This is a genomic window from Azospirillum picis (assembly GCF_017876115.1).
Lineage (GTDB): Bacteria > Pseudomonadota > Alphaproteobacteria > Azospirillales > Azospirillaceae > Azospirillum > Azospirillum picis.
The window spans coordinates 1-23312 of sequence record NZ_JAGINO010000023.1 but is presented as its reverse complement, the minus strand read 5'-3'; the positions used below and the strand labels follow the sequence as shown (position 1 = coordinate 23312).

The window sequence follows — 23312 nt, the reverse complement described above, 5'->3', positions numbered from 1 at the left end:
CGCCATGCTGAAGCCAAAGCAACTCCACGAGCGCCGCAAGCAGCGCGTGCGCGCGCAGATTGCCAACAAGGCCGGCGGGCGCGTTCGCCTCTCGGTCTTCCGGTCCAATCTGCACATCTACGCCCAGATCATCGACGACGAAAACGGCAAGACGCTCGCGTCGGCCTCGTCGCTGGAGAAGGAGCTGCGCGAGCAGCTCAAGCACGGCGGCAACGTCGAGGCGGCCAAGCGCATCGGCGGCCTGATCGCCGAGCGTGCCAAGGCGGCTGGGGTCACCGAGGTCGTGTTCGACCGCGGTGGGTACATTTACCATGGCCGGGTCAAGGCCCTGGCCGACGCCGCCCGCGAGGGCGGGCTGTCGTTCTAAGGAGGCCCGGAAATGGCACGTGAACGTGGGGAGCGGGACAACCGCGACCGCCAGCCGCGCGAGCGGGAAGAGAGCGAGCTGATCGAAAAGCTCGTCGGCATCAACCGCGTCGCCAAGGTCGTCAAGGGTGGCCGTCGCTTCGGCTTCGCCGCCCTGGTGGTCGTCGGTGACGGCAAGGGCCGCGTCGGCGTCGGTTCGGGCAAGGCCCGCGAGGTCCCGGAAGCCATCCGCAAGGCGACCGACCAGGCCAAGCGCGGCATGATCCGCGTCCCGCTGCGCGAGGGCCGCACTCTGCACCACGACACCAACGGTCACTTCGGTGCCGGCAAGGTCGTGCTGCGGGCGGCTCCGGCCGGTACCGGCATCATCGCCGGTGGTCCGATGCGCGCGATCTTCGAGGCTCTCGGCGTCGCTGACGTCGTGACCAAGTCGATCGGCACCTCGAACCCGCACAACATGATCAAGGCGACCTTCGACGCCCTGTCGCAGGTCACCAGCCCGCGGTCCGTCGCGGCTCGCCGTGGTCGTCGCGTCAGCGACATCCTCGGCCGCCGCGAGGCCGGCGCCGGACAGGAGGCCTGATCATGGCTGACAAGAAGACCGTCGTCGTGACCCAGATCGGCAGCCCGATCGGCCGCAAGCACGACCAGCGCGAGACGCTGGTCGGTCTGGGTCTCAACAAGCTGCACCGGACCCGCGAGCTGGAGGACACTCCGGCCGTGCGGGGCATGATCGCCAAGGTCGCGCACCTGGTCCGCGTCGAGAACGAGGGCTGAGATCATGACCAAGCTGAATGACCTGCGTGACAACGCCGGTGCCCGCAAGGCGCGCATGCGCGTCGGCCGCGGTATCGGCTCCGGCAAGGGCAAGACCGGCGGCCGTGGCGTGAAGGGTCAGACCTCGCGTACGGGCGTCGCGATCAACGGCTTCGAAGGCGGGCAGATGCCTCTGCACCGCCGCCTGCCGAAGCGCGGCTTCCGGAACATCTTCGCCAAGGAGTATTCGGTGGTCAATCTGGGCATGATCCAGAAGGCCATCGACGCCGGCAAGCTCAATGCCGGCGAGACGATCGACGCCGCGGCGCTCAACGCGGCCGGCGTCACCGGCCGGGTGAAGAAGGACGGCGTCCGCCTGCTGGCCAAGGGCGAGCTGACCGCGAAGGTTTCCTTCACGGTCGCCGGCGCGTCCAAGTCGGCCATCGAGGCCGTCGAGAAGGCGGGCGGCAGCGTGACGCTGACCGCGCCCGCCGCCGAAGCCGCCGAGTGATGTGACCCGCCGGCTCCCGGCCTTGCGCCGGGACCGGTTCGGCACTAAAAAAGCGAAGTCGCGAGGGGCGGCCTGCGTTGCGCAGTGCCGCCCCGTTCGCGCTTACGGGACAGGGATTGGACCATGGCATCAGCGGCCGAGCAGCTTGCCGCCAACATCAATTTCGGGGCTTTCTCCAAGGCGACCGAGCTGAAAAAGCGGATTTGGTTCACCTTGGCGGCCCTGATCGTCTACCGGCTGGGCACCTACATCCCGCTGCCGGGCATCGACCCGCACATCCTGCAGGACGTGTTCAAGCAGCAGGGTTCCGGCATCCTCGGCATGTTCGACATGCTGGCCGGCGGTGCGCTCCACCGCATGACCATCTTCGCCCTCAACATCATGCCGTACATCTCGGCGTCGATCATCGTGCAGTTGCTGACTGCCGTGTCGCCGCAGATGGAGGCGATGAAGAAGGAGGGTGAGGCCGGCCGCAAGAAGCTGAACCAGTACACCCGCTTCGGCACCGTCGTGCTGGCGACCGTACAGGCCTACGGCCTCGCGGTGGGGCTGGAGTCGATGCGCGGCTCGACCGGCGCCGCGGTGATCGACCCCGGCATGTTCTTCCGGATCGCCACGGTCATCACGCTGGTCGGCGGCACGATGTTCCTGATGTGGCTGGGCGAGCAGATCACCGCCCGCGGCATCGGCAACGGCACCTCGCTGATCATCTTCGCCGGCATCGTCGCGGAACTGCCGCGGGCGCTGGTCAACACGCTGGAACTCGGGCGCCAGGGCGCGCTGTCGACGGTCTTCATCGTCTTCATGCTGCTGATGGCGGTGGCCGTCGTGTTCTTCATCGTCTTCATGGAGCGCGCGCAGCGTCGCCTGCTGGTGCAGTACCCGAAGCGCCAGGTCGGCAACCGCGTGTTCGGGGGCGAAGCGTCTCACCTGCCGCTGAAGATGAACACTGCCGGCGTCATCCCGCCGATCTTCGCCTCGTCTCTGCTGCTGCTGCCGCTGACCGCGGTCGGCTTCGCCGGCGGCGAAGGGCCGGAGTGGCTGCAGGCCGTGTCGCGCTACGTCGCGCATGGGACGCCGCTGTACATGCTGCTGTATGCAGCGATGATCGTGTTCTTCTGCTTCTTCTATACCGCGATCGTCTTCAATCCGACCGAGACCGCCGACAATCTGCGCAAGTATGGTGGCTTCATCCCCGGCATCCGACCGGGCAAGAACACTGCCGATCACATCGACTATGTGCTGACGCGGCTGACGGTCATTGGCTCCGCCTACCTTGTGGCGGTTTGTCTCCTCCCCGAAATCCTGATATCCCAGCATTCGGTTCCGTTCTATTTTGGCGGCACCAGCCTGCTGATCGTGGTCACCGTCACGATGGACACGGTCGCGCAGATTCACTCCCATCTGCTGGCCCACCAGTATGAGGGATTGATCAAGAAATCGAAGCTTCGGGGGAGAAAGTAATGAACCTCATACTGCTCGGTCCGCCGGGCGCCGGGAAGGGGACCCAGGCGCGCCGTCTGGAAGACACGCGCGGGCTCGTGCAGCTGTCGACCGGCGACATGCTCCGCGCCATGGTCGCGGAAGGCGGGCCGCTCGGGCAGCAGGCGAAGGAGATCATGGCCGCCGGCAAGCTGATGCCGGACGAGCTGATGGTCAGCATGATCGCCGAGCGCATTTCGAAGCCCGACGTCAAGAACGGCTTCATCCTCGACGGGTTCCCGCGCACGGTCGCGCAGGCCGAGGCGCTCGACGCCATGCTGGCCGAAAAGGGGCTGAAGCTGGATCATGTGATCGAGATGCGGGTCGTCGACGACGTCCTGGTCGAGCGCATCACCGGCCGATACACCTGTGCCAAGTGCGGCAAGGGCTACCACGACGTCTTCGAGAAGCCGAAGGTGGCCGGGGTCTGCGACGCCTGCGGCAGCACCGAGTTCAAGCGGCGCGCCGACGACAACGCCGAGACGGTGACCACCCGCCTCGCCCAGTACCATCAGCAGACCGCGCCGATCCTGCCCTACTACCAGGGCCGTGGCGTCCTGAAAATGGTGGACGGCATGGCCGAGATCGATGAGGTCACCAAGCAGATCGAGGCGATCCTCGTAAGCTGACCGGTCGGGCTGATCGCAACGCTAGACGGCCGCGGCGTCCGGAAGGAGGCCGCGGCCGTTTGCGTTTTCCTGGATTGGTCGCGGGCGTCGGGCGCCGGCTTCAGACAGGAGCGTCACATACGGGCATCAGTCGCCTTGGCGGACCGGCGGCGCGGCCGTAGCCGCGGCGGCCTGCGCGGCCGGCTCCTCGGTCATGGTGCGGTAGCGCGCGAGGATCCAGCCGAGATGGGCGTTCACCGCGTCGGCCGCGGCGTTCGGGTCGCGCCGGGCGATGGCCTGATGGATGGCGCGGTGATGCTCGATCATCAGCGCCTCGTGGTTCTCCATGTAGGGCTCGGTGTGGTTGAGCTCGACCATGTTGCCGAGGATGTCGCGGATCGTCGACAACAGGTGCAGGTAGACCGGGCTGCCGGACGCCTGGGCGACGGCGACGTGGAAATCCATGTCGTCGGCACCGCGCCCGCCATCGCGGTCCGTCTCGCTCATTGCCGCCAGGATGCGGCCGATGGTTTCGATCTGCTCGGGTGCGGCCCGCTCGGCGGCCCGGCGGGCGGCCCAGCTTTCGAGCGCCATGCGGATCTCCACCAAGTCGCACAGATTTTGGCGCGTGCTGCGCACCATGGCGGTCAAGGCGCCGTCCATGACCCCCGCCGAGGAAACGACGCGGGTGCCACCCCCCTGGACCGCCGTCAGGAAGCCCTGGGTCTTCAGTTTCTGCAAGGCGGCGCGCACGGAGACGCGGCTGACGTGCAACTGTTCGGCGAGCTGCCGCTCGCCCGGCAGCCGCTCGCCCGGCACCAGCTCGCCGCGCGCGATGCGGTCGAGAAGCTGCTGGGCCACCCACTCCGAAATGCGCTGCGAGGAGGAGGGGACATGAGCGCTGTCGTCAGTGCCGGGCACGGGGATCTTCCCTCTGGTCAGAAGCATGTCTTGGACGGTTCGGTGTATCGCTACCGGTAACGGTCGCCGCCGGCCGGGTCAATGGCGTGGCGGGACGCCGCGTCACCTTGCCCACGGGGTGGAAAAGCGGGCGGCGGCGTTCGGCCGTCAGCCCTTGGAAGTCAGCCCTTGGACGTCAGCGGCTGCCGCGCCGCGCCAGAAGGACACCGAGCAGGATCACCGCGGCGCCGGCCGCCTGCAAGCTTCCCAACGGCTCGCCCAGCAGCATCCAGGCGAGCACGGCCGCCGCCGCCGGCTGGAGCAGCAGGCTGACCGACGAGAAGGAGGCGGGAAGGTGGGCGAGCGCATAGGCGATCAGGCTCTGGCCACCCGCGTGGCTGACCAGCGCCAGGCCGGCCAGCACGAGCCAGCCCGCCGCCGTCGTCGGCAGGATCGGCTCTCCGGCCGCCAGGCTGATCGGCAGCAGCACCGCGGCGGTGATCACCGCCGTCCAGGTCATGATCGTTGCGGTGGAGAAGGTGGCGCGCAGGCGCCCGACGGTCAGGATGTAGCCGCCATAGAACATGGCCGCCAGTAGCGCGAGCGCATCGCCGAACAGATGGTCGGCGTTGAGCTGGAAGCTCTGCCCCATCAGCACCATCGCGCCGGCCAGTGCCAGCAGCATGCCGACCACGAAACGCCCGGTGAGACGCTCCTTGAACAGCAGCCACGCGGCCGGGGCGACGAAGATCGGCGCGAAGTTGGCGAGCAGCGTGGAATTCGCGACCGAGGTGTAGTGGATCGAGATGTGCCACACCGCGAGGTCGCCGGCGAAGCACAGTCCCGCCAGGGTCAGGCGGGCGTAATCGGTTGCCGAGGTCGGCCGCCGGCTGCCGCTCCTGATGTCGCTGCCCATCCACAGGCCCAGCACCGAAACGGCCAGGGCCACGCGCCAGAAGCCGGTGGCGACCGGCCCGACCTCCGAAAGGCGGACGAAGATCGGGGCGAACGCGATTCCGAGCGCCCCGAGCGGCAGCGCGATCAAGGCGATACGCTGGCTTCGGGACGCGTCGTCGGCGGTGATGGCGGCTGCATCGGGCATGGTGCCGCTTATATCCGCGGACTGTCCGTCGGGCCAGCGGTGCGCGCATCATGGCTGCCGTGCGCACCCTCCCGACAGCAGGGCGGTCCATCCACCCCGGCCGCCCGCGTCAGTTCAACGGCGGCTCATGCGGCGCACCGACACGGCCTCGTCGTCCTCCATGCTGTATCCGTCGTAATGGACCGGGCAGCGGCCGTCCTTGCGCAGGGTACCCTTCACCGTCGCGAGGTATGTCTCGCCCTTCCAGCGAACCTTGACCAGCGTGCCCGGCTGGCACAGCGATTCCGCGGTCTCGGGGGCTTCGGCGACGGCGGTGCCAGCCGGCGCGCCGGAGGGTGGGATCGCGGCTGCCGGCGGGACCGGGCTGAGCGCCGGGCGCGGGGTGGCGGCCGGCACCTCCTTGTCGCAGAAGGCCGTGCAGACCTGCGTGGCGCTCACCCGCCCGCCACAGGCGCCGCCGAAGCAGTCGCGGTAATCGGCGTCGCACCGCGCTTCGCAACTGCTGCTGCCGCAGGACGACGAGTGGTCGAAATCGCTGATCGACTTCTTGATCGGCGCCTTCTCGGCTTTCCGGGTGGCGACATAGGCCTGGTAGTCGTAGCGGGCGCGGGCACGCGCATCGCTGACGCAGGCCTGTTCGGCCAGCCCGCAATTCTGACGGCAGAGGCTGCGGTTCTGCTGGCATTGGCTGACGCACAGGCGCCCTTCCGGCGAGGCCGGCGGGGTGAGGCTGTACTGGGTCTCGTAGACGGGGCCGCAGGCGCTCAGGAGCGCCAGGGCGGCCAGACACAGAAGCAGCAGGCGGCTCATGCGGAATCTCGTCCCGGTGGGTGGTGTGCACGGCGGCGTGGAGGCGGATCCTACCAGCTTGCCCGTCGAGCTACCACCATCGGCGAAGCTTCCGCCGTGCCCCGGGGCTGGGCTAGTGTGGCGCATGGTTTCCTCATCTCCCGATCACCCGTCTCCGCCTGACCGGGGCCACCGCCCGGACGGCCCGGACAGCCCGGACAGCAAGGGCGGCCCGGTGGAGCGCAGCCAGCCGCTTACGGCGCCGGTGCCGGCGCCGCAGGCCGCCGCTCCGCTGCTCGGCCCCGACGATCCGCCGCCCGCGACCATCCTGAACCCGGAGGCCGCCGGTGCGCTGCTGCTGGTGTGCGACCATGCCATGCGCGCGATCCCCCGCCGGCTGGGCGACCTCGGCCTGCCCGAGGAGCAGCTCTGCCGCCACATCGCCTACGACATCGGCGCCGCCGAACTGACGAAGCGCCTGGCCGCCCGCTTCCGGGCGACGGCGGTGCTGTCCGGCTATTCGCGGCTGGTCATCGATCCGAACCGGGCGCTGGACGACCCGACCGCCATTCCGGTGGTCAGCGATGACGTCGTCATTCCCGGCAACCGCGCGCTCGATGCCGCGGCCGCGGCCGAACGCGTCGAGGCGATCTTCCGTCCCTACCACAAGGCGGTGGCCGGCGCCCTGGCGGCGATCCGTGCGCGCGGGCAGGTGCCGGTCGTGCTGTCGGTGCACAGCTTCACCCCGGCCATGCGCGGCGTGGCGCGCCCCTGGCATATCGGCGTCCTGTGGGACAACGACCCGCGCCTGCCCGTGCCGCTGATCGAGGCGCTGCGCGCCGACGGGCGCTGGTGCGTCGGCGACAACCAGCCCTATTCGGGCCGCGGCACCCTGGGGGGCACGGTGGAAACCCACGCGACGCCGGCCGGCTATCCCAACGCGCTGCTGGAAGTGCGCCAGGACCTGATCGCGGCGCCGGAAGGCGTCGACCTCTGGGCCGGCGTGATCGGCGATGCGCTGGAGCCGCTGCTCGGCGACCCTTCCCTGGCGGCCATCCGCCATTACCCGCGGGCCTGACTGCCATGGAACCGTCCGTTACCGAGCCGTCCTTCACGCTGGGGCTGGAGGAGGAATATCTGCTGGTGGACCGCGGCACGCGCGATATTGTGCCCAGCCCCCCCGACGAGATGCTGAAGGCCTGCCAGGAGCAGGCGCCCGGCCGGATCCATCCGGAGTTCCTGCGCTGCCAGATCGAGGTGGGGACGCCGGTCTGCCGGACGATGGCCGAGGCGCGTGGTGAATTGGCGGCATTGCGCGCCACGGTGGCCGGGGTGGCCGGCCGTTACGGGCTGGCGCCGATCGCGGCATCCACCCATCCCTTCGCGGCTTGGGAGCCGCAGAAGCACACCAACGGCGACCGCTACAACATGCTGGCGCGCGACCTGGGTGCGCCGGCCCGGCGCCTGATGATCTGCGGCATGCATGTCCATGTCGGGATCGAGGACGATGACCTGCGCATCGATCTGATGAACCAGGTCCGCTATTTCCTGCCGCATCTGCTGGCGCTCTCCACCTCTTCGCCCTTCTGGCGCGGCCGGGACATGGAGCGGCGGTCCTACCGGCTGAGCGTCTGGCACGAACTGCCGCGCACCGGCATGCCGGCGGGGTTCCAGAGCTATGGCGAATACCAGCAGCATGTGGCGGTGCTGGTGAATGCCGGCGTGATCGAGGATGCCACCAAGCTGTGGTGGGACATCCGGCCCTCCTCGCGCTTCCCGACGCTGGAGATGCGCATCACCGACATCTGCACCCGCCTCGATGATGCGCTGACGGTCGCGGCGCTGTACCGCTGCCTGCTGCGCATGCTGTGGCGGCTGAAGACGCGCAACGTCACCTGGCGGCCCTACAAGAACCTGCTGATCGAGGAGAACCGCTGGCGTGCCCAGCGCTATGGGCTCGACAGTGGGCTGGTGGACTTCGGCCAGGGCCGCATCGTCCCCTACGCCGACCTGCTGGACGAGATCATCGACCTGACGCGCGAGGATGCCGAGCATTTCGGCTGCGCCGCCGAAGTCGAACAGGCCCGCGACATCATCGGGCGCGGCACCAGCGCGCACCGCCAGATCGAGATCTTCAACGCGGCGCTCGCCGAGGGAGCCGGCGAGGAGGAGGCGCTGCGGCGCGTGGTCGACTGGCTGGTGGAGGAGACCATGGTCGGGGTCGAGGCCGGGGCCAAGCCCTCGCGGTCCTGACGCGCCGGAAGCCCGGGTCCTTCACCCCGTCCGTGCATCCAGGTCCAGCATCAGCCCGGCCGCCAGGCGCAGCAGGTCGCGCTCGGTGGGGGACAGGGTGGCGAGGGCGCTGCGCAGCCATTCGTCCCGCCGCCGCGCCTCTTCGCGCAGCAACGCCGTCCCGTCCTCCGTCAACCGGACCAGAACCTGCCGCCGGTCGGCCGGATCGGCGCTGCGGCTGATGAATCCCTTCTCCTCCAGCGCGGCCAGCACCCGCGTCAGCGATTGCGGTTGCATGTGCTCCTCGATTGCGAGGGCGGACGGCGTGCGCGCGCCGCCGCGGTGCAGCCGGGCCAGCACGCTCAGGCCGGCTAGGCTGACCGGTCCCTCCTGGGGATCCCCCTGTGACTTTCCTGCCTGCCGCAATCGGCGCGACAGCGTCCCGACCGCCTGCCGCAGCAGGCTGGCGGTTTCGGCATCCCTGGATGACGGATCGTTCATAAGCGCATGTTTATGATATCGGTTCCGCGCGATCAACAGGATTTGCGCGGGGTCTGGAATCCGGCGGCGATGATTGTAATCATATGCGTATGGATTACCGGATCGGGGGCTGGCGATGGAAAGGACCGGTCACAGGAACGCGGGTGGCAGCCCGGCGGCGGGTCCGCCCGGCGCGGCACCCGGTCGGACACTGCTGCCGGCGCGGGTCCTGCTGGCTTGCTTCCTGCGCTTGGGCCTGCGGAGCCTGCGCTGCGATCCGGTGGCCGCGATGGAGGAGGACCTGCTGGTCCGGCGGCGCTGGCTGTCGGAGCCGGGTTTCCGCAGCCTGCGTGCCTATGGCCGGGTGGCTCCCGGGGTGCCGGCCCTGTCCCTCGCGATCGCCCTCGGCCGCCATCTCGGCGGCATGCGCGGGGCGATCGCGGCGGCGGTCGGCATGATCGCGGCGCCGGCGGCGGCGGCGCTGACCGTCGGCATCCTGTTTGTGCTGGGCCGGCAGGGACTTGCCCGATGGATGCCGGCGGCGACGGTGGATCATGTGGTGGCTGCGGCGGGGACCGGCGCAGCCGCGGCGAGCGCGGGGATCGCCGTGGCCGCCGGGCTGGGCGGCCTGTACCGGATCGGGCCGACCCCCGGTGCCGTCCTGACGGCCCTTTTCATGATCGTGGCCCTCCTGCTCTGGCGATGGCCGCTCGTTGCCGTGGTGGCGGTGGCCCTGCCGTTCAGCCTCGCGGTCACCCGGCGGCGCGACGGCAAGGGAGGCGGCCATGGGCGAGCCGGCGGATGACGTCCGGCACGATGTCGCCGTAGGGCTGGATCTGGCGGCGGTGCTGGCGCTGGTGTCGTTGTTCTCGATCGGCGGCGGGCCGAGGATGATGGCGCCGCTGTCGCATGAGCTGGTGGGCGTCCATGGCTGGATGACCGGGCCGATGGTGACGCAACTCTACGGCTTCAGCCGCTTTCTGCCCGGTGCCGGCGGTCTTGTCCTGCTGGCGGGGATGATCGGCTGGAATGTCGCGGGGTCGTTCGCCGCCGCCGCGATGCCCTTGGCCGTGCTGCTGCCGGCCGGCGTCGCGGCTTTCCTGCTGCTTCCGTCCTGGCACGCGCGCGTTCCTCCGGCGTGGAGGGCCGGCCTCCTGCGGGCGGTTGCGCCGGTATCGGCCGGCCAGGGGGTAGCCGGCGGACTGGCCATTCTCCAGCTTGCCGGGCAATCCGGCCGGGCGGCGATCGCCCTTGCCCTGCTGGCCGCAGCCGCCCGTTCCGCCGGGATGCCGGCTCCCCTGGTGCTGGCGGCCGGCGGGGCCGCCGGGGTGTGGCTGTTCCCGGGACTGTGACGATCACTGCCGCCTTGACGTGCGCGTCATGTCTCCATACGCTTCCGCACCGTCAATACCGCTCGATCGCGGGTTGAACAGGGCTGGCAAATAAAAAGCACAAGAACGAGGGCCGCTCCATGCAAGCGGCCCTCTTCCGTCCGGACGGCGGGAGCAACCACCAAGGGGAGGGGGAGCATGGCCGGAGCCAAGTTCCTGAAGTTCGACACGCAGACCCTGCATGCGGGCCAGCGGCCCGATCCGGCGACCGGTGCCCGCGCGGTGCCGATCCACCTGACATCCTCCTATGTCTTCGAGAATGTCGACCAGGCGGCGGCGCTGTTCAACCTCGAACGGCCGGGCCACATCTATTCCCGCATCTCCAATCCCACCGTCGCGGTGCTGGAGGAGCGGCTGGCGACGCTGGAAGGCGGGGTCGGGGCGGTCTGCACCGCCAGCGGCCAGGCGGCGCTGACGCTCGCCATCATGACGCTGATGGGAACCGGCGGGCATATCGTCGCCTCGGCGTCGATCTACGGCGGCAGCCGCAACCTGCTGGCCTACACGCTGCCGCGCTTCGGCATCACCACGACCTTCGTCAACCCGCGTGACCTCGACGGCATCCGCGCGGCGATCCGCCCCGAAACCCGGCTTGTCTTCGGCGAGGTGCTGGGCAATCCGGGGCTGGAGGTGCTGGACGTGCCCAGCGTCGCGGCCATCGCCCATGACGCCGGCATCCCGCTGCTGATCGATTCCACCTTCACCACGCCCTATCTGTGCCGGCCCTTCGACCATGGCGCCGACCTCGTCATGCATTCCTGCACCAAATGGCTGGGCGGGCACGGCACCGCGATCGGCGGCGTGGTGGTCGACGGCGGCCGGTTCGACTGGGAGGCCTCCGGCAAGTTCCCGACCCTGACCGAGCCCTACGCCGGCTACCACGGCATCGACTTCGCCGAGGAATACGGGCCGGCCGCCTTCGTCATGCGCGCCCGTGCCGAGGGATTGCGTGACTTCGGCGCCTGCATGAGCCCGATGAACGCCTTCCAGATCCTGCAGGGGGTGGAAACGCTGCCGCTGCGGATGAGGGGACACATCCACAACACCCGCAAGATCGTCGGATTCCTGGAAGAGGAACTGTATTCCGAAAAGGGTGCGGTCGCCTGGGTGTCCTACCCGGAACTGGCCGACCATCCCGACCATGCGCTGGCCGCCCGGCTGCTGCCGCACGGCGCCGGCTCCATCATCTCCTTCGGCATCCGCGGGGGCGGGGGCGGGGACGGCGGCCGCGAGGCCGGGCGCCGCTTCATCGAGGCGCTGACCCTCTTCTCGCACCTGGCCAACGTCGGCGACGCCAAGTCGCTGGTGATCCACCCCGCCAGCACCACCCACGCCCAGCTCGACGCCGAGGCGCTGGCTGCCGCCGGGGTCGGCGAGGACATGATCCGGCTGTCGATCGGTCTCGAGGATTGCGGCGACCTTGTCGACGATCTGAAGCAGGCGCTGCGCGCCGCCACCAGGGGCTGAGGGCGCGCCATGCCGCTGACCGACCTGACCGACCTGACCGTCCGGGGCGTTCCCGTCTTCGTCCACACCGGCGGCCGGCCGCTCGACCCGGCCCGGCCCGCCGTGGTGCTGATCCACGGCGCCGGCATGGACCATGGCGTCTGGAGCCTGCAAAGCCGCTACCTCGCCCATCACGGCCGCTCGGTGCTGGCCGTCGACCTGCCCGGGCATGGCCGTTCCGGCGGCGAACCGCTGGGCAGCATCGCCGAGATCGCCGACTGGGTCGTCGCGCTGCTCGACGCCGTCGGGCTGGAGCGTGCGGCGCTGGCCGGCCATTCCATGGGGGCACTGGCGGCGCTGGACGCCGCCGCCCGCCATGGCGGCCGGGTGGAGGCGATCGCCCTGCTGGGCGTGGCGGAGCGGATGCCGGTCCATCCCGACCTGCTGGCCGCCGCCCGCGCCGGCGACCCGTCGGCCATCGACCTGGTGATCGGCTGGGGCCATGGCCCGCGCGGCCACGGCGGTGCCAGCGGGGGCGGTTGCCCGGTGCCCGGCCTGGCGCTGATCCCGGCCGCCCGCCGCCTGATGGCCGCGGTCCGGCCCGGCGTCCTGGGCGTCGACCTCGCCGCCTGCGATGGCTACGGCCAGGCTGCGGATGCCGCCGGGGCGGTCGGCTGCCCGGCCCTGCTCGTGCTGGGGGCACAGGACAGGATGACGCCGGCCAAGGCCGGGCGGGCGCTCGCATCGCGGATCGCATCGTCGCAGGTGGTCGTGGTGCCGCAGGCCGGGCATATGCTGATGAGCGAAGCGCCCGACGCCGTTCTCGACGCGCTGGCCGCCTTCCTGTCGCTGCGCCGGGATTGAGGCGCCGGGCCTGAAGCGCCGGTGCCGAAGCGCCGGGGTCGGGACCGCAAGGGACGATCGCGGCGTTTCGTGATATGAAAGGGCAATGCCCAACCGTCCACCGCCGGTCCGGAGGGTTCGTCTTGCAGGTCAATGAGCGGTCGATCAGCACCCTGTTCCGCAATGCCGGCGAGTTTGCGGCGGTCCTGGCGCCCGACGGCCGCGTCCTCCATGTCAGCGAGGCGGGGTCCGGCATGCTCGGCTATCCGCCCTGCATCCTGACCGGTGCCCGTTTCGACAGCCACATCCATCCAGACGACCTCGCGGAGGCGTACCGCCGCCTGCAGGCGCGGGCCGCGGCGCCGGCCGGCAGTTCCGGCTCCGCCGTCTTCCGCTTCCGCCATGCCGACGGCGGATGGCGCTGGCTGGAGGCGACGGTCGGCAACCACCTGGCCGATCCCGACATCGGCGGCCTCGTCCTGAACGTCCGTGACGTCAGCGAGCGGATGGAGATTTCCGAACGCCTGAAGTCCAGCGAACTGCGCTACCGGACATTCGCGGAGTCGGCGCCGGTCGGTATCCTCCAGACCGATGCGGCCGGCCGGGTGCTCTACGCCAACGCCTCTGCGGCCGCGGTTGCCGGGCTGGCGCCGGACCATCTGCTCGGCGACGGCTGGCTCGATGCCGTCCATCCCGATGACCGGCACCGCGTCGAGACGGCTTGGCGGCAGCAGATCGCGACGGAGCCGCTGCTGATCGATTTCCGGTTCCAGGACCGGTCCGGCACGCTGGGGATCGTGGTGGACCGGCCGGTGCTATGCAAGCGGGTCGCCATCGAGGATGGCGGCGGTGCCATCGTCACGATCACCGACGTCAGCGAGTATGTGCGCACCGCCAACGCCCTGCTGCTGTCGGAAGCCTGCACCCAGGGACTGCTCGACACCGCCGCCGATGCCATCCTGACCATCGACGAGACCGGCCTGCTGCTCAGCTTCAACCGCGCGGCGGAGGCGATGTTCGGCGTATCGGCAGCCGAGATGCTGTGGCGGCCGCTCGATCGCCTGATCCAGGTGTCCGTCCTGCGGGAGGAGGGCGGGGAGCGGATGGCCTTCGCGTCCGGCCAGACCACCGCGCTGATCGCCCGCGACCGCGCCGCCGAGGCCGAGCGGGCCGACGGCAGCCGTTTCCCGGTCGAGCTGTCGGTGAGCGCCGGCGAGGTCGAGGGGCGGCGGCTCTACACCGCCATCATCCGCGACGTGACCGAGCGTCGCCGGGCCGAGGCGGACTTGCGGGCGGCCAAGGAGGCGGCGGAAGCCGCCGACCGCGCCAAGTCAGCCTTCATCGCCGGCGTGAGCCATGAGCTGCGCACGCCGCTCAACGCCGTCATCGGCTTCGCGCAGTTGCTGGAGATGCGGATCGGCGAGCCGGCGGGCGCAGGGGCGGGAGCGGAGCGGCTGCGGGACTATGCCGGCTCGATCCGCAACGCCGGCGAACAGCTTCTGGCGATCATCGACGATATCCTGGACATGGTCCGCGTCGAGGCGGGCGGGCTGGCGCTGAGCGAGGGGCCGGTCGATCTGTCGGCGCTGGCGGCGCAGGCCATCGAACGGTTGCAGTTCCAGTCGGACCGCGCCGGGGTCGGCGTCGAGCTGGTGGCCGACAGCGATCTGGCGCCGCTGCGTGCCGACGAACGCCGGCTGCGCCAGGCCGTCGAGAACCTGCTGTCCAACGCGATCAAGTTCAGCCATCCCGGCGGCATCGTCACCATGACGGTCGGCAAGGGTGCCGACGGCTGTCCAGAGGTCGTGGTGCGGGACCGCGGCATCGGCATGAAGCCGGAAGATGCCGCCGCCGCCCTGATGCCCTTCGCCCAGGTCGACCAGTCCGTCAGCCGCCGGCATGACGGCATCGGGCTCGGCCTGCCGCTCGCACTGCGGCTGGTCGAGGCCCATGGCGGCGCGCTGGCGCTGGACAGCCAGCCGGGGCAGGGCTGCACCGCGACCATCCGGCTGCCGGCTGCCCGGCTGATGACCGTGCAGGAGATGCTGGCGGCGATGACGTGAGTTGTCGCCGGGGCCGCGCCTGTGCCAGAAGCTGCCGGGACAGGCTCCCGGAAGGATCGTTCCGGCAGCGGATCGGCGGCATGCGGGAAAGGCGGGTGCATGATGGCAGACATGATGAGGAAGGGGGCGGGCCGGCCGGCGGTGGTGCTGGTCAGCGGCGGCCTCGATTCGACGACGGTGCTCGCCATCGCCAAGGCGGAGGGCTACCGGGTCAATGCGCTGAGTTTCCGGTACGGCCAGCGGCATTCCGTGGAGCTGGACGCCGCCAGGCGGGTGGTCGAGGCGGTCGGGGTCGACCGCCACGTGGTGGCCGACATCGACCTGAGGGCCTTCGGCGGCTCGGCGCTGACCGACGCCATCGCGGTGCCGAAGCATGGCAGCGCCGCCGAGCTGCAGGCGGCGGGGCAGGGGATTCCCGTCACCTATGTCCCGGCCCGCAACACCGTCTTCCTGTCCTTCGCGCTGGCCTGGGCCGAAACGCTGGGGGCCTCCGACCTGTTCATCGGCGTCAACGCGCTCGATTACTCGGGCTATCCCGACTGCCGGCCCGAATACATCGCCGCCTTCGAGACGCTGGCCAACCTCGCCACCAAGGCCGGGGTCGAGGGGACCAGCCGGTTCAAGATCCACGCGCCGCTGATGACCCTCGACAAGGCAGGGATCATCCGGCGCGGGCTGGGGCTCGGCATCGACTACGGCCTGACCCATTCCTGCTACGACCCGACGCCGGACGGGGTGTCCTGCGGCGCCTGCGACAGTTGCCTGCTGCGCCTCAAAGGCTTTGCGGAAGCCGGCGCCACCGATCCGATCCGTTACGCGCGATGACTGTCGTCACGGCCGGGGAGGTTTCCCGTCTCCGGCCGTGACGCGCGATGTCACGGCGGGCGGCGCTTGCGGAACAAGATAAAATTTTATATAAAAGCCACATTCCATGTGAATGCGATGGGGTCGGGCATGACCAACTTCAGCGGACGCAAGGCGGCGGGCGATCGTCGGCGGACCGGAGGGGCGAAGCGCCAGCGGCTCCGCGACGCCGCCCGCCTGATGCTGGTGGTTTCCGTCCTCGTGCTCGGCGTGCTGGCCGTCGAGATCAGCCGCAAGGCGATCACCATCATCAGCCACGGCAGCCCCCAGGCCTCTGCCGAGATCACCGGCTGACCCGGCGGCGGACGGCCGGCCGCCGGCTCAGGGCAGGACCACCACATACTGTTTCGTGGTGGTGGCGACCACCGTCCAGGACCCGCTGAAACCGGGCTCGATGACGAAGCGGTCGCCGGCCTTCAGCGTCCAGGAGCGGCCGTCGTCATGGGCGACGATGCTCTCGCCCTCCAGGATCTCGCAATACTCCCACTCGTCGTAGACGATCCGCCAAGCTCCGGGCGTCGCCCGCCAGGTTCCGGCGAACCTCTTGCCGTCGCCCGACTCGTAGCCGTTCCACGTGGTGAATTCCGGCGTGCCCGCCAGGAGGCGGTCGGCGGCTGGAGCGCCGGCCTCGGGCGTGGTGCGGTCGAGGGCCGGCAGGGGGAACAGGGCGGTCACGGTCATCGATGCGTCTCCTCACCAGGCGGCCAGCAGCGGCGGCAGGTCGCGGATCGTGTCGATCCGGCCATACTGCCCGTCGGGTGCCTCGGCCTCCTCATGCGCCCAGGTGATGGCATAAGGGATGTGGACGGCCCGGGCACCCGCCGCCAGCACCGGCAGGATATCGGAGCGCACCGAGTTGCCCACCATCGCGAAGCGCGCCGGATCGACGCCGTGGCGCTGCATCACGCGCCGGTAGGTGGCCGGGTCCTTTTCGCTGACGATCTCCACGGCATCGAAGCGGTCGGCCAGGCCGGAGCGCGCGATCTTGCTCTCCTGGTCGAACAGGTCGCCCTTGGTGATCAGGATCAGGCGGTGGCTGCGGGACAGCGCTTCGACCACGTCGGCGACCCCGGGCAGCAGGTCCACCGGATGGTCCAGCATCGCCTTGCCGAACTCGATCAGGCTCTGCAGGTCGCGGGCCTGCACCTGGCCGTCGGTGACGGCGATGGCGGTCTCGATCATCGACAGCACGAAGCCCTTGATGCCGTAGCCGTAGACCCGCAGGTTCGCCCGCTCCGCCTCCAGCAGCCGACGGTCGAGATCGTCCGGCCGGGCGGCGTGGGCGAGGAGGGCGCGGAACCGCTCCTGCGTCATCGAGAACAGCGATTCGTTGTGCCACAGCGTATCGTCGCCGTCTAAGCCGATGGTGTCGATCATGGTGCGCTCCCCGATCCCCCTGTTCGTTCGTAAATAAAACAATACATGCCCAAGACGGCACCGATTGTCGAGCAACGATACGGCGGGCCGGCTTTATTGTCAGCATAACTGACGGTAAGTATCGGTAATGACGTTTCGGCCACAGTTCGGTGACATTCCATGGCGAGTTCTTCGCTGCCTGCAAAGCGGGCATGTTGCCGCGAGGGGTGGCAACATGCCTCGAAGAAGAGTAATTATATTTCCACATGAACGAGGGCGCGATCGCCGACAGGCGGCCACCTCCATAACAAGACATCTAGGAATCATCACCATGGCCACTCTTCTGCACTCGGCCGAAACCGGCCGCACCACCTCCCCCTTCGCTCACGTCATCGAAGCGGCCACCAACATGCTGGGCCTGTGGCGTCAGCGCATTGTGACCCGCCGCGAGCTGGGCTATCTGGACGACCGTATGCTCCAGGACATCGGCTTCAACCGTCTGGATGCCGAGCGCGAGATGTCGAAGCCGTTCTGGCGCGAATGAAAGCCCAGACGCCGACTGGCGATCGCAAGGAAAAAGGCCGCCCCCGTTGATCGGGAGCGGCCTTTTTCTTTGTCCGCATCATTGGCTGCCCAATAAATAGGCTGCCCAAGAAAGCGCCATCGGTGGCGGGGGCCCAAAAGAAGACGGCCCGCCTGCCGCGATGGAGCGGCGGGCGGGCCGTGTCCGGCGGAGACGGAGGCGGGCATCCGCCCCTGCCTCCGTCCCCGCCATGGCGCCGTCGTGGCGTCGTCGTCAGATGCAGTAGTGCTTGAGCGGCTCGAAGCCGTTGAAGCAGACGGCCGAGTAGGTGGTGGTGTAGGCGCCGGTGGCGTGGATGCGCACCCGGTCGCCGGCCTTCAGGTCCATCGGCATCTTGTAGTCGGCGCGCTCGTACAGCACGTCGGCGCTGTCGCAGGTCGGGCCGGCCAGGATCACCGCCTCGCGCCCCGCCGCCTCGTCGTCGCCCAGCACCTCGATCGGGTACTGGATCGCCTCGTCCATCGTCTCGGCGAGGCCGCCGAACTTGCCGATGTCGAGATAGACCCAGCGCTTGGGATCCTCGGCCGACTTGCGCGACACCAGGACCACCTCGCTCTCGATGATGCCGGCGCTGCCGACCATGCCGCGGCCCGGCTCGACGATCGTCTCCGGCAGGTGGTTGCCGAAATGCGTGCGCAGCGAGTCGAAGATCGCCTGGCCGTAGGCGGTGCATTCCGGCACGTCGGTGCGGTAGCGGGTGGGGAAGCCGCCGCCCAGGTTGATCATGCCGAGGTCGACGCCCAGCACCTCAAGCTCGCGGAACAACTGCGCCACTTGGAAGATGGCATGGTCCCACTGCATCAGGTCCTTCTGCTGCGAGCCGACATGGAAGGACACGCCGTAGGGCTGGACGTCCATGTCGCGGGCCTTCAGCAGCAGCGCGCGCGCCATGGCGAGGTCGCAGCCGAACTTGCGCGACAGCGGCCACTCGGCGCCCTCGCCGGAGGTAAGGATACGGCAGAACACGCGGGCGCCGGGGGCGGCGCGCTCGATCTTCTCCAGTTCCGGCTCGCTGTCGAAGGCGAACAGGCGCACGCCCAGCTCGTAGGCGCGGCGGATGTCGCTTTCCTTCTTGATGGTGTTGCCGAAGGAGATGCGCTCCGGGGTGGCGCCGGCAGCCAGCGCCATCTGGATTTCCGGGACCGAGGCGCAGTCGAAGGCCGAGCCGAGGCGGGCCAGCAGCGACAGGATCTCGGCGGCCGGGTTGGCCTTCACCGCATAGAAGATGCGGGCGTCGGGCAGCGCCTCGTGCAGGTCGTTGTAGTTCTGCTCGACGACGTCGAGGTCGATGACGAGGCAAGGGGTCTGCGGGCGCTGCTCTTCGAAAAAGCGCGCAATCTTCTGGGTCATCTCAGTCTCCTGGGACGCAAGATGATGGAACGGAAAGGGCGGATGTCGGGGGGGAACGGAGCGGCCCGGCGCTCGACCGATCAGCGGGACTGGATGCTGATCAGGCGCGCGGGCCGCCAATACTGGATTGCCCCGTACAGAACCCCGTTCTGTCCGTGTTACCCAGAATGGCGAAATTTCGGAGACGGGTGAGCACGCGCCCACCCACAACAACATCAACCATCGTAACCTCCAAGTCGCCGCCTTGTTTAAGGGACGGTCGGGGATCACGCGTTACGTCGTTGCATAACCACATCTCGGAGACGCCGAGGGGCGGGCCAGCGGCACGTGCGCTTGCGAGTTCGCGTTACATAGATCCAACGCGGTCGATTTCAAAGTGAAAAATGCTGCTGGTCCCAAAAAAGTGGCAGGTCCGGGTCAAGCAAGAAAAACCGGAGTGATTTCATGGGCTTGACTGCTGTTCTGACGGTGGAGGACATGGGGTTGCGGCTGTTGGCGGCAGCCTGTTGCGGGGCGCTGCTCGGGCTGGACCGCGAGATGCGGGGCAAGGCTGCCGGGCTGCGCACCCACACGTTGATCGCGATAAGCTGTGCCCTGACCACGCTGGTGGCGCTGGAGTTCTATGTCGGGCTGCAGTCCGCCGGCGACGACCGCCCCGTCGATCCCGTCCGCGTCATCCAGGGCGTTGCCCAGGCGGTGGGCTTCATCAGCGCCGGAGTGATGTTCCGCTCGGGCGACAACGTGCATGGGGCGACCACGGCGGCGGTCATCTGGGTGGCGGGCGCGCTCGGCATTGCCTGCGGCGCCGGCTACTACCTGCTGGCCGGCATGGCCCTCGCCCTGTGCCTCGCCGTGACGATCCTGTTCACTGCCGTGATGAACCGCCTCCAGCCACCCGACAAGGGCCGCAGGCCCGGCAGGGACGGCGACGACGATGCCCGGGAGCGCCGGCGCGCCCGCCGCCATCCCCCTGGCCGCGGACCGGGCGGCACTGGCCCGGCCGGCGAGGCGCGGATCAGGCGGATCGCCCGGTCGTCGCCGCGGGGATGACCAGCAGCCGGTGAGCCGCCAGCGCGCCGAGCCCGACCAGGCCGATCGCTCCCATCATCGGCAGCGGCGAGCCGTCGGCCAGGTGCCCGACGACGATGCCGACGGCCGCGGCAACCGTCATCTGCGCAAAGCCCAGCAGCGAGGAGGCGAGGCCGGCCATGGTCGGGTAGGGGCCGACCGCGTTGGCGGTGGCGTTCGGCAGGGTCAGCCCGGCCCCCAGGATGAACAGGAAGACCGGAACCAGGATGGCCGCGAGGTGCAGCACGCCCGCCAGCGCCAGCAAGCCGCCGGCGACGCCGCCGGCCAGCGACAGCGACGTGCCGAGGCGGATCATGCGGGCGCCGCCCAGCCGTGGCGTCAGCCGCCCGGCGAGGAAGGTGCCGAGCATGTAGCCCAGCACCACCGAGCCGAAGCTGGCGCCATATTGCGCCGGCGTCAGGTGCAGCCGGTCGATCAGGACGAAGGACGAGCCGGAAATGAAGGAGAAGATGCCGCTGTAGCAGAAGGCGACCACCAGCACATAGCCGATGAAGCCGCGGTTGCGCAGCAGCAGCAGGTAGTTGGCGAGCATCCGGCCCGGCCGCAGGGCGTCGGCGTCGCGGTGGGCATTGGTCTCGCCCAGCATTCCCCACACCGCGGCGAGGATCACGCAGGCGAAGCCGGTCAGCAGGACGAAGTTGGCGCGCCAGCCGAACCATTCCGTCAGGACGCCGCCCAGCATCGGCCCGACCGCCGGGGCGAGCGCCATCGCCATCGACATGTAGGCGAGCACCGTCGCCGACCGCTCGCGCCCGAAGACGTCGCGGACGACCGCGCGCGCCACAACCGGCCCGCAGCAGGCGCCCAGCGCCTGGAAGAAGCGGGCGGCGATCAGCGCCTCGATGCTGCTGGTCATCGCGCAGACCGCGCTGGCGGCCAGATAGATCACCACCCCGGCCAGCAAGGCCGGCCGGCGTCCGAAACGGTCTGACATCGGTCCGTAGACGAGTTGCGAGATGGCGAAGCCGGCGAGGAAAACCGACAGGGTGAGCTGGACGGTGGCGACGTCGGTGCCGAACACCCGCACCAGCGTCGGCAGCGACGGCAGGTAGAGGTCGGTCGACAGCGGGCCGAAGGCGACCAGCGCCGTCAGCAGGATGCGGATCGGCAGGGATTCGGGATGCGGCATGCGGGAGCGGAAGGCCAAGCGGAGGCGGGAGCGCACTGTATCAGACGAAACAATCGGCGCCAGCCGACATCTTGCCAGGCCGCGAATCCGCCGCCGCGTCAGTTGGCCGGCAGCACCATGCGGATGCAGCGCGACAGCACCGTGTTCCCGGTCATCTCGCGGTAGTTCTGGACGATGATCGGCTCGGCCGCCCTGCATTGCTCCAGGCTGGCGAATTCCAGTGTGGTCGGACCGCCCTGGTTCAGCATGAACAGCAGCATCAGAACCCGTTCCACGCCGTCCTCCCTTCCTGCCGCCGCCTTCCGGTCCTTAACCTTCAGCCAGGATGGCGCGGGCGGCGGCGGCGTCCTTGACGATCTGGTCCTTCAGCACGTCGAAGCTGGGGAACTTCATCTCCGGCCGCAGGAAGTCGATCATCTGCACGCGCAGGTGCAGGTCGTACAGATCCAGATCGACGTCGAACAGGTGCGCCTCCAGCCGGGCCACGGTGCCCTCGACGGTGGGACGGGCGCCAAGGTTGGCGACGCCGGGCAGCCAGACGGTGTCGCCGCCGCGGTCGACCCCCGCCCGCACCGCATAGACGCCGAAGGCCGGGCGCAGATACTCGCCGAGTTCGATGTTGGCGGTGGGGAAGCCGATGGTGCGGCCGCGCTGGTCGCCGTGCACCACCCGTCCCTCGATCTCCCAGGGATGTCCCAGCACATGCGCGGCCTCCACCGGCCGGCCGGCGGTGAGCGCCGCGCGCGCGCGGGTGGAGGAATAGACCCCGCCCGCCGCGTCCGACACCGGCCCCACTTCGGTCACGCCGAAGCCGTGCGCCTGTCCCGCCCGCAGCAGGAAGGCCGGGTCGCCCGACCGCTTGTGGCCGAACAGGAAGTCGTAGCCGCACACGACGTGCCGCACGCCAAGGCCGCCCACCAGCACCTCGTCGACGAAGGCCTGCGCGGTCTTGCGGTGCAGCCCCTCGTCGAAATGGCAGACGATGAGCTGGTCGACGCCCAGCGCCTCGATGTGGCGGGTCTTGACGCGGAAGGGGGTCAGGCGGAAGGGCGGGTCGTCGGGGCGGAAGACGCTGCGCGGGTGTGGTTCGAAGGTCACCACCGCGGACGGCGCCCCCATCTCCGCGGCGATGCGCTGGGCGGTGCCGATGACCGTCTGATGCCCGCGGTGCACGCCGTCGAAATTGCCGAGCGCCACGACGGCGCCCCGCTCTTCGGCCGGCAGGTCGGCGGTGTGTCTGTACAGTCGCATGCGCGCCCCGATGCTGTGGCCGGGCCCCGGCGGGCCCGCTTGGCTAGGGCGTCTATATAGACCGCCGCCGGCGCGCGGTAAACGCGCCGGCGGCATTTCGGGTCCCGGCAGGCGTCATCCGCGCGACGGAACCATCAGCAGCGCCTCGCCCTCCACCACCACCGTCTCGCCGACGGTGCAGACGGTCTTCAGCACGACGCGGCGCTTTTCCGGGACCAGCTCGGTCACGGTGGCGCGCGCGGTGACGGTGTCGCCGGCGCGGACCGGCGCCTTGAACTTCAGCGACTGGTTCATGTAGATGCAGCCCGGCCCCGGCAGTTTGGTGCCGAGCACGGCAGAGATGAAGCCGACCGTCAGCATGCCGTGGGCGATGCGGCCCTGGAACATGGTGGTGGCGGCATATTCCTGGTTGATGTGCACCGGGTTGGTGTCGCCCGAGATGCCTGCGAACAGGACGATGTCGGCCTCCGTCACCGTCTTGGAAAAGCTTGCCGTCATGCCGACGGCGAGATCTTCGATGCAGTATCCTTCGGTGTCCTTGCGGACCTGACGCACGTCGTCCATCGCAGCGATTCCCTTTTCTCTCTCGGTGCCGGACCCGGTTCCGGTCGCGGTGGTGGGGGGGGGGTGGGGGGGCGCCGGGGCCGGGGGGCCGCAGCACGCCGACGCACACCCGAACACAACCCCCAAAACAAAAAAAAAAAAAAAAGCCAAGCGCAGC

28 protein-coding genes are annotated in these 23312 nt (G+C 69.4%); 17 read left to right on the top strand and 11 right to left on the bottom strand.

Translation table 11 applies throughout. The annotated features are described in order from the left end of the window. Positions 1–4 precede the first annotated feature (4 nt). The 6 genes from rplR to J2850_RS24790 all read left to right on the top strand — a co-directional run bounded on the left by rplR (position 5) and on the right by J2850_RS24790 (position 3744). Positions 5–367, top strand: a complete 363-nt coding sequence (gene rplR, locus J2850_RS24815) for a 50S ribosomal protein L18 (RefSeq protein ID WP_209987932.1) — start codon at positions 5–7, stop codon at positions 365–367. 12 nt (positions 368–379) lie between these two features. Continuing rightward, positions 380–949, top strand: a complete 570-nt coding sequence (rpsE, locus tag J2850_RS24810) for a 30S ribosomal protein S5 (protein ID WP_209987929.1) — start codon at positions 380–382, stop codon at positions 947–949. A 2-nt stretch (positions 950–951) separates the two neighbouring features. Next, positions 952–1143 (top strand): 50S ribosomal protein L30, encoded by a 192-nt coding sequence (gene rpmD / locus J2850_RS24805; protein ID WP_109110110.1) that lies wholly within the window; start codon positions 952–954, stop codon positions 1141–1143. Between the two features lie 4 nt (positions 1144–1147). After that, positions 1148–1633, top strand: a complete 486-nt coding sequence (rplO, locus tag J2850_RS24800) for a 50S ribosomal protein L15 (protein ID WP_209987926.1) — start codon at positions 1148–1150, stop codon at positions 1631–1633. 123 nt (positions 1634–1756) lie between these two features. Then, a complete protein-coding gene (secY, locus tag J2850_RS24795) occupies positions 1757–3097 on the top strand; it encodes a preprotein translocase subunit SecY (protein WP_209987923.1) in 1341 nt (446 codons plus the stop codon). Then, complete coding sequence (locus tag J2850_RS24790; protein ID WP_209987921.1) at positions 3097–3744, top strand: adenylate kinase; 648 nt, start codon at positions 3097–3099, stop codon at positions 3742–3744. Before secY ends, J2850_RS24790 begins: the two co-directional genes overlap by 1 nt. A gap of 126 nt (positions 3745–3870) precedes the next feature. Here the strand turns inward: J2850_RS24790 and J2850_RS24785 are convergent, their stop codons facing one another. The 3 genes from J2850_RS24785 to J2850_RS24775 form a co-directional block, all read right to left on the bottom strand. After that, positions 3871–4644, bottom strand: a complete 774-nt coding sequence (locus tag J2850_RS24785) for a FadR/GntR family transcriptional regulator (protein WP_209987919.1) — start codon at positions 4642–4644, stop codon at positions 3871–3873. Between the two features lie 175 nt (positions 4645–4819). Next, entirely contained in the window at positions 4820–5725 is a 906-nt protein-coding gene (locus tag J2850_RS24780) for a DMT family transporter (RefSeq protein WP_209987917.1), read from the bottom strand. 114 nt (positions 5726–5839) lie between these two features. Then, positions 5840–6535: a hypothetical protein gene (locus J2850_RS24775; protein WP_209987914.1), complete on the bottom strand. Its 696-nt coding sequence runs from the start codon at positions 6533–6535 to the stop codon at positions 5840–5842. 124 nt (positions 6536–6659) lie between these two features. On the opposite strand from J2850_RS24775, the gene J2850_RS24770 reads away from it, so the two are divergent. Further along, on the top strand, positions 6660–7592 hold the full coding sequence (locus tag J2850_RS24770; RefSeq protein WP_209987911.1) for an N-formylglutamate amidohydrolase: 933 nt from the start codon (positions 6660–6662) through the stop codon (positions 7590–7592). 5 nt (positions 7593–7597) lie between these two features. Continuing rightward, a complete protein-coding gene (locus tag J2850_RS24765; protein ID WP_209987908.1) occupies positions 7598–8767 on the top strand; it encodes a carboxylate-amine ligase in 1170 nt (389 codons plus the stop codon). Between the two features lie 21 nt (positions 8768–8788). Here the strand turns inward: J2850_RS24765 and J2850_RS24760 are convergent, their stop codons facing one another. Next, positions 8789–9247 carry a MarR family winged helix-turn-helix transcriptional regulator gene (locus tag J2850_RS24760; protein ID WP_209987905.1) on the bottom strand — a complete coding sequence of 153 codons (459 nt, stop codon included), beginning with the start codon at positions 9245–9247 and terminating at the stop codon, positions 8789–8791. Between the two features lie 115 nt (positions 9248–9362). Between J2850_RS24760 and J2850_RS24755 the strand changes: the two genes are divergently transcribed. The 7 genes from J2850_RS24755 to J2850_RS24725 all read left to right on the top strand — a co-directional run bounded on the left by J2850_RS24755 (position 9363) and on the right by J2850_RS24725 (position 16127). Next, a complete protein-coding gene (locus tag J2850_RS24755; protein WP_209987903.1) occupies positions 9363–10031 on the top strand; it encodes a chromate transporter in 669 nt (222 codons plus the stop codon). Beyond that, complete coding sequence (locus tag J2850_RS24750; protein ID WP_209987900.1) at positions 10012–10578, top strand: chromate transporter; 567 nt, start codon at positions 10012–10014, stop codon at positions 10576–10578. The genes J2850_RS24755 and J2850_RS24750 overlap by 20 nt, the downstream gene beginning before the upstream one ends. 177 nt (positions 10579–10755) lie before the next feature. Beyond that, on the top strand, positions 10756–12084 hold the full coding sequence (locus J2850_RS24745; protein ID WP_209987896.1) for an O-acetylhomoserine aminocarboxypropyltransferase: 1329 nt from the start codon (positions 10756–10758) through the stop codon (positions 12082–12084). Between the two features lie 9 nt (positions 12085–12093). Then, positions 12094–12927 (top strand): alpha/beta fold hydrolase, encoded by an 834-nt coding sequence (locus tag J2850_RS24740; protein WP_209987892.1) that lies wholly within the window; start codon positions 12094–12096, stop codon positions 12925–12927. Positions 12928–13049: 122 nt separating this feature from the next. Next, a complete protein-coding gene (locus J2850_RS24735; RefSeq protein ID WP_246513511.1) occupies positions 13050–14969 on the top strand; it encodes a PAS domain-containing sensor histidine kinase in 1920 nt (639 codons plus the stop codon). Between the two features lie 111 nt (positions 14970–15080). Next, on the top strand, positions 15081–15794 hold the full coding sequence (gene queC / locus J2850_RS24730; RefSeq protein WP_209988163.1) for a 7-cyano-7-deazaguanine synthase QueC: 714 nt from the start codon (positions 15081–15083) through the stop codon (positions 15792–15794). A 129-nt stretch (positions 15795–15923) separates the two neighbouring features. Continuing rightward, positions 15924–16127 (top strand): hypothetical protein, encoded by a 204-nt coding sequence (locus J2850_RS24725; RefSeq protein ID WP_209987886.1) that lies wholly within the window; start codon positions 15924–15926, stop codon positions 16125–16127. 27 nt (positions 16128–16154) lie between these two features. Here the strand turns inward: J2850_RS24725 and J2850_RS24720 are convergent, their stop codons facing one another. Further along, positions 16155–16514: a cupin domain-containing protein gene (locus tag J2850_RS24720; protein ID WP_209987884.1), complete on the bottom strand. Its 360-nt coding sequence runs from the start codon at positions 16512–16514 to the stop codon at positions 16155–16157. Between the two features lie 12 nt (positions 16515–16526). Continuing rightward, positions 16527–17210 (bottom strand): HAD family hydrolase, encoded by a 684-nt coding sequence (locus tag J2850_RS24715; protein WP_209987881.1) that lies wholly within the window; start codon positions 17208–17210, stop codon positions 16527–16529. A 310-nt stretch (positions 17211–17520) separates the two neighbouring features. Between J2850_RS24715 and J2850_RS24710 the strand changes: the two genes are divergently transcribed. Next, positions 17521–17733, top strand: coding sequence for a DUF1127 domain-containing protein (locus J2850_RS24710; RefSeq protein WP_209987878.1), 213 nt, complete (start codon positions 17521–17523; stop codon positions 17731–17733). A 252-nt stretch (positions 17734–17985) separates the two neighbouring features. Here J2850_RS24710 and J2850_RS24705 read toward each other — a convergent pair whose 3' ends face one another. Then, positions 17986–19122: a type III PLP-dependent enzyme gene (locus J2850_RS24705; RefSeq protein WP_209987875.1), complete on the bottom strand. Its 1137-nt coding sequence runs from the start codon at positions 19120–19122 to the stop codon at positions 17986–17988. Positions 19123–19566: 444 nt separating this feature from the next. Between J2850_RS24705 and J2850_RS24700 the strand changes: the two genes are divergently transcribed. Next, on the top strand, positions 19567–20172 hold the full coding sequence (locus J2850_RS24700) for an MgtC/SapB family protein (protein ID WP_209987872.1): 606 nt from the start codon (positions 19567–19569) through the stop codon (positions 20170–20172). Here J2850_RS24700 and J2850_RS24695 read toward each other — a convergent pair. The 4 genes from J2850_RS24695 to J2850_RS24680 form a co-directional block, all read right to left on the bottom strand. Then, on the bottom strand, positions 20138–21340 hold the full coding sequence (locus tag J2850_RS24695; protein WP_209987869.1) for a multidrug effflux MFS transporter: 1203 nt from the start codon (positions 21338–21340) through the stop codon (positions 20138–20140). The two genes, J2850_RS24700 and J2850_RS24695, sit on opposite strands and share 35 nt — an antisense overlap. 98 nt (positions 21341–21438) lie before the next feature. Beyond that, on the bottom strand, positions 21439–21615 hold the full coding sequence (locus J2850_RS24690) for a hypothetical protein (protein WP_209987865.1): 177 nt from the start codon (positions 21613–21615) through the stop codon (positions 21439–21441). 34 nt (positions 21616–21649) lie between these two features. Continuing rightward, complete coding sequence (locus J2850_RS24685) at positions 21650–22591, bottom strand: bifunctional riboflavin kinase/FAD synthetase (protein ID WP_209987862.1); 942 nt, start codon at positions 22589–22591, stop codon at positions 21650–21652. Positions 22592–22705: 114 nt separating this feature from the next. Next, positions 22706–23155, bottom strand: a complete 450-nt coding sequence (locus tag J2850_RS24680) for a MaoC family dehydratase (protein ID WP_209987859.1) — start codon at positions 23153–23155, stop codon at positions 22706–22708. Positions 23156–23312 lie beyond the last annotated feature (157 nt).

What these genes read in the sequence shown, in the direction of transcription:
- J2850_RS24680 (WP_209987859.1), bottom strand. Translation starts at nt 23,155, where the DNA reads ATGGACGACGTGCGTCAGGTCCGCAAGGACACCGAAGGATACTGCATC.
- J2850_RS24715 (WP_209987881.1), bottom strand. Translation starts at nt 17,210, where the DNA reads ATGATCGACACCATCGGCTTAGACGGCGACGATACGCTGTGGCACAAC.
- J2850_RS24725 (WP_209987886.1), top strand. Translation starts at nt 15,924, where the DNA reads ATGACCAACTTCAGCGGACGCAAGGCGGCGGGCGATCGTCGGCGGACC.
- J2850_RS24790 (WP_209987921.1), top strand. Translation starts at nt 3,097, where the DNA reads ATGAACCTCATACTGCTCGGTCCGCCGGGCGCCGGGAAGGGGACCCAG.
- J2850_RS24740 (WP_209987892.1), top strand. Translation starts at nt 12,094, where the DNA reads ATGCCGCTGACCGACCTGACCGACCTGACCGTCCGGGGCGTTCCCGTC.
- rplR (WP_209987932.1), top strand. Translation starts at nt 5, where the DNA reads ATGCTGAAGCCAAAGCAACTCCACGAGCGCCGCAAGCAGCGCGTGCGC.
- J2850_RS24765 (WP_209987908.1), top strand. Translation starts at nt 7,598, where the DNA reads ATGGAACCGTCCGTTACCGAGCCGTCCTTCACGCTGGGGCTGGAGGAG.
- J2850_RS24745 (WP_209987896.1), top strand. Translation starts at nt 10,756, where the DNA reads ATGGCCGGAGCCAAGTTCCTGAAGTTCGACACGCAGACCCTGCATGCG.
- secY (WP_209987923.1), top strand. Translation starts at nt 1,757, where the DNA reads ATGGCATCAGCGGCCGAGCAGCTTGCCGCCAACATCAATTTCGGGGCT.
- J2850_RS24710 (WP_209987878.1), top strand. Translation starts at nt 17,521, where the DNA reads ATGGCCACTCTTCTGCACTCGGCCGAAACCGGCCGCACCACCTCCCCC.
- J2850_RS24700 (WP_209987872.1), top strand. Translation starts at nt 19,567, where the DNA reads ATGGGCTTGACTGCTGTTCTGACGGTGGAGGACATGGGGTTGCGGCTG.
- J2850_RS24695 (WP_209987869.1), bottom strand. Translation starts at nt 21,340, where the DNA reads ATGCCGCATCCCGAATCCCTGCCGATCCGCATCCTGCTGACGGCGCTG.
- queC (WP_209988163.1), top strand. Translation starts at nt 15,081, where the DNA reads ATGATGAGGAAGGGGGCGGGCCGGCCGGCGGTGGTGCTGGTCAGCGGC.
- J2850_RS24685 (WP_209987862.1), bottom strand. Translation starts at nt 22,591, where the DNA reads ATGCGACTGTACAGACACACCGCCGACCTGCCGGCCGAAGAGCGGGGC.
- J2850_RS24705 (WP_209987875.1), bottom strand. Translation starts at nt 19,122, where the DNA reads ATGACCCAGAAGATTGCGCGCTTTTTCGAAGAGCAGCGCCCGCAGACC.
- J2850_RS24760 (WP_209987905.1), bottom strand. Translation starts at nt 9,247, where the DNA reads ATGAACGATCCGTCATCCAGGGATGCCGAAACCGCCAGCCTGCTGCGG.
- rplO (WP_209987926.1), top strand. Translation starts at nt 1,148, where the DNA reads ATGACCAAGCTGAATGACCTGCGTGACAACGCCGGTGCCCGCAAGGCG.
- J2850_RS24755 (WP_209987903.1), top strand. Translation starts at nt 9,363, where the DNA reads ATGGAAAGGACCGGTCACAGGAACGCGGGTGGCAGCCCGGCGGCGGGT.
- J2850_RS24780 (WP_209987917.1), bottom strand. Translation starts at nt 5,725, where the DNA reads ATGCCCGATGCAGCCGCCATCACCGCCGACGACGCGTCCCGAAGCCAG.
- J2850_RS24775 (WP_209987914.1), bottom strand. Translation starts at nt 6,535, where the DNA reads ATGAGCCGCCTGCTGCTTCTGTGTCTGGCCGCCCTGGCGCTCCTGAGC.
- J2850_RS24750 (WP_209987900.1), top strand. Translation starts at nt 10,012, where the DNA reads ATGGGCGAGCCGGCGGATGACGTCCGGCACGATGTCGCCGTAGGGCTG.
- rpmD (WP_109110110.1), top strand. Translation starts at nt 952, where the DNA reads ATGGCTGACAAGAAGACCGTCGTCGTGACCCAGATCGGCAGCCCGATC.
- J2850_RS24720 (WP_209987884.1), bottom strand. Translation starts at nt 16,514, where the DNA reads ATGACCGTGACCGCCCTGTTCCCCCTGCCGGCCCTCGACCGCACCACG.
- rpsE (WP_209987929.1), top strand. Translation starts at nt 380, where the DNA reads ATGGCACGTGAACGTGGGGAGCGGGACAACCGCGACCGCCAGCCGCGC.
- J2850_RS24770 (WP_209987911.1), top strand. Translation starts at nt 6,660, where the DNA reads ATGGTTTCCTCATCTCCCGATCACCCGTCTCCGCCTGACCGGGGCCAC.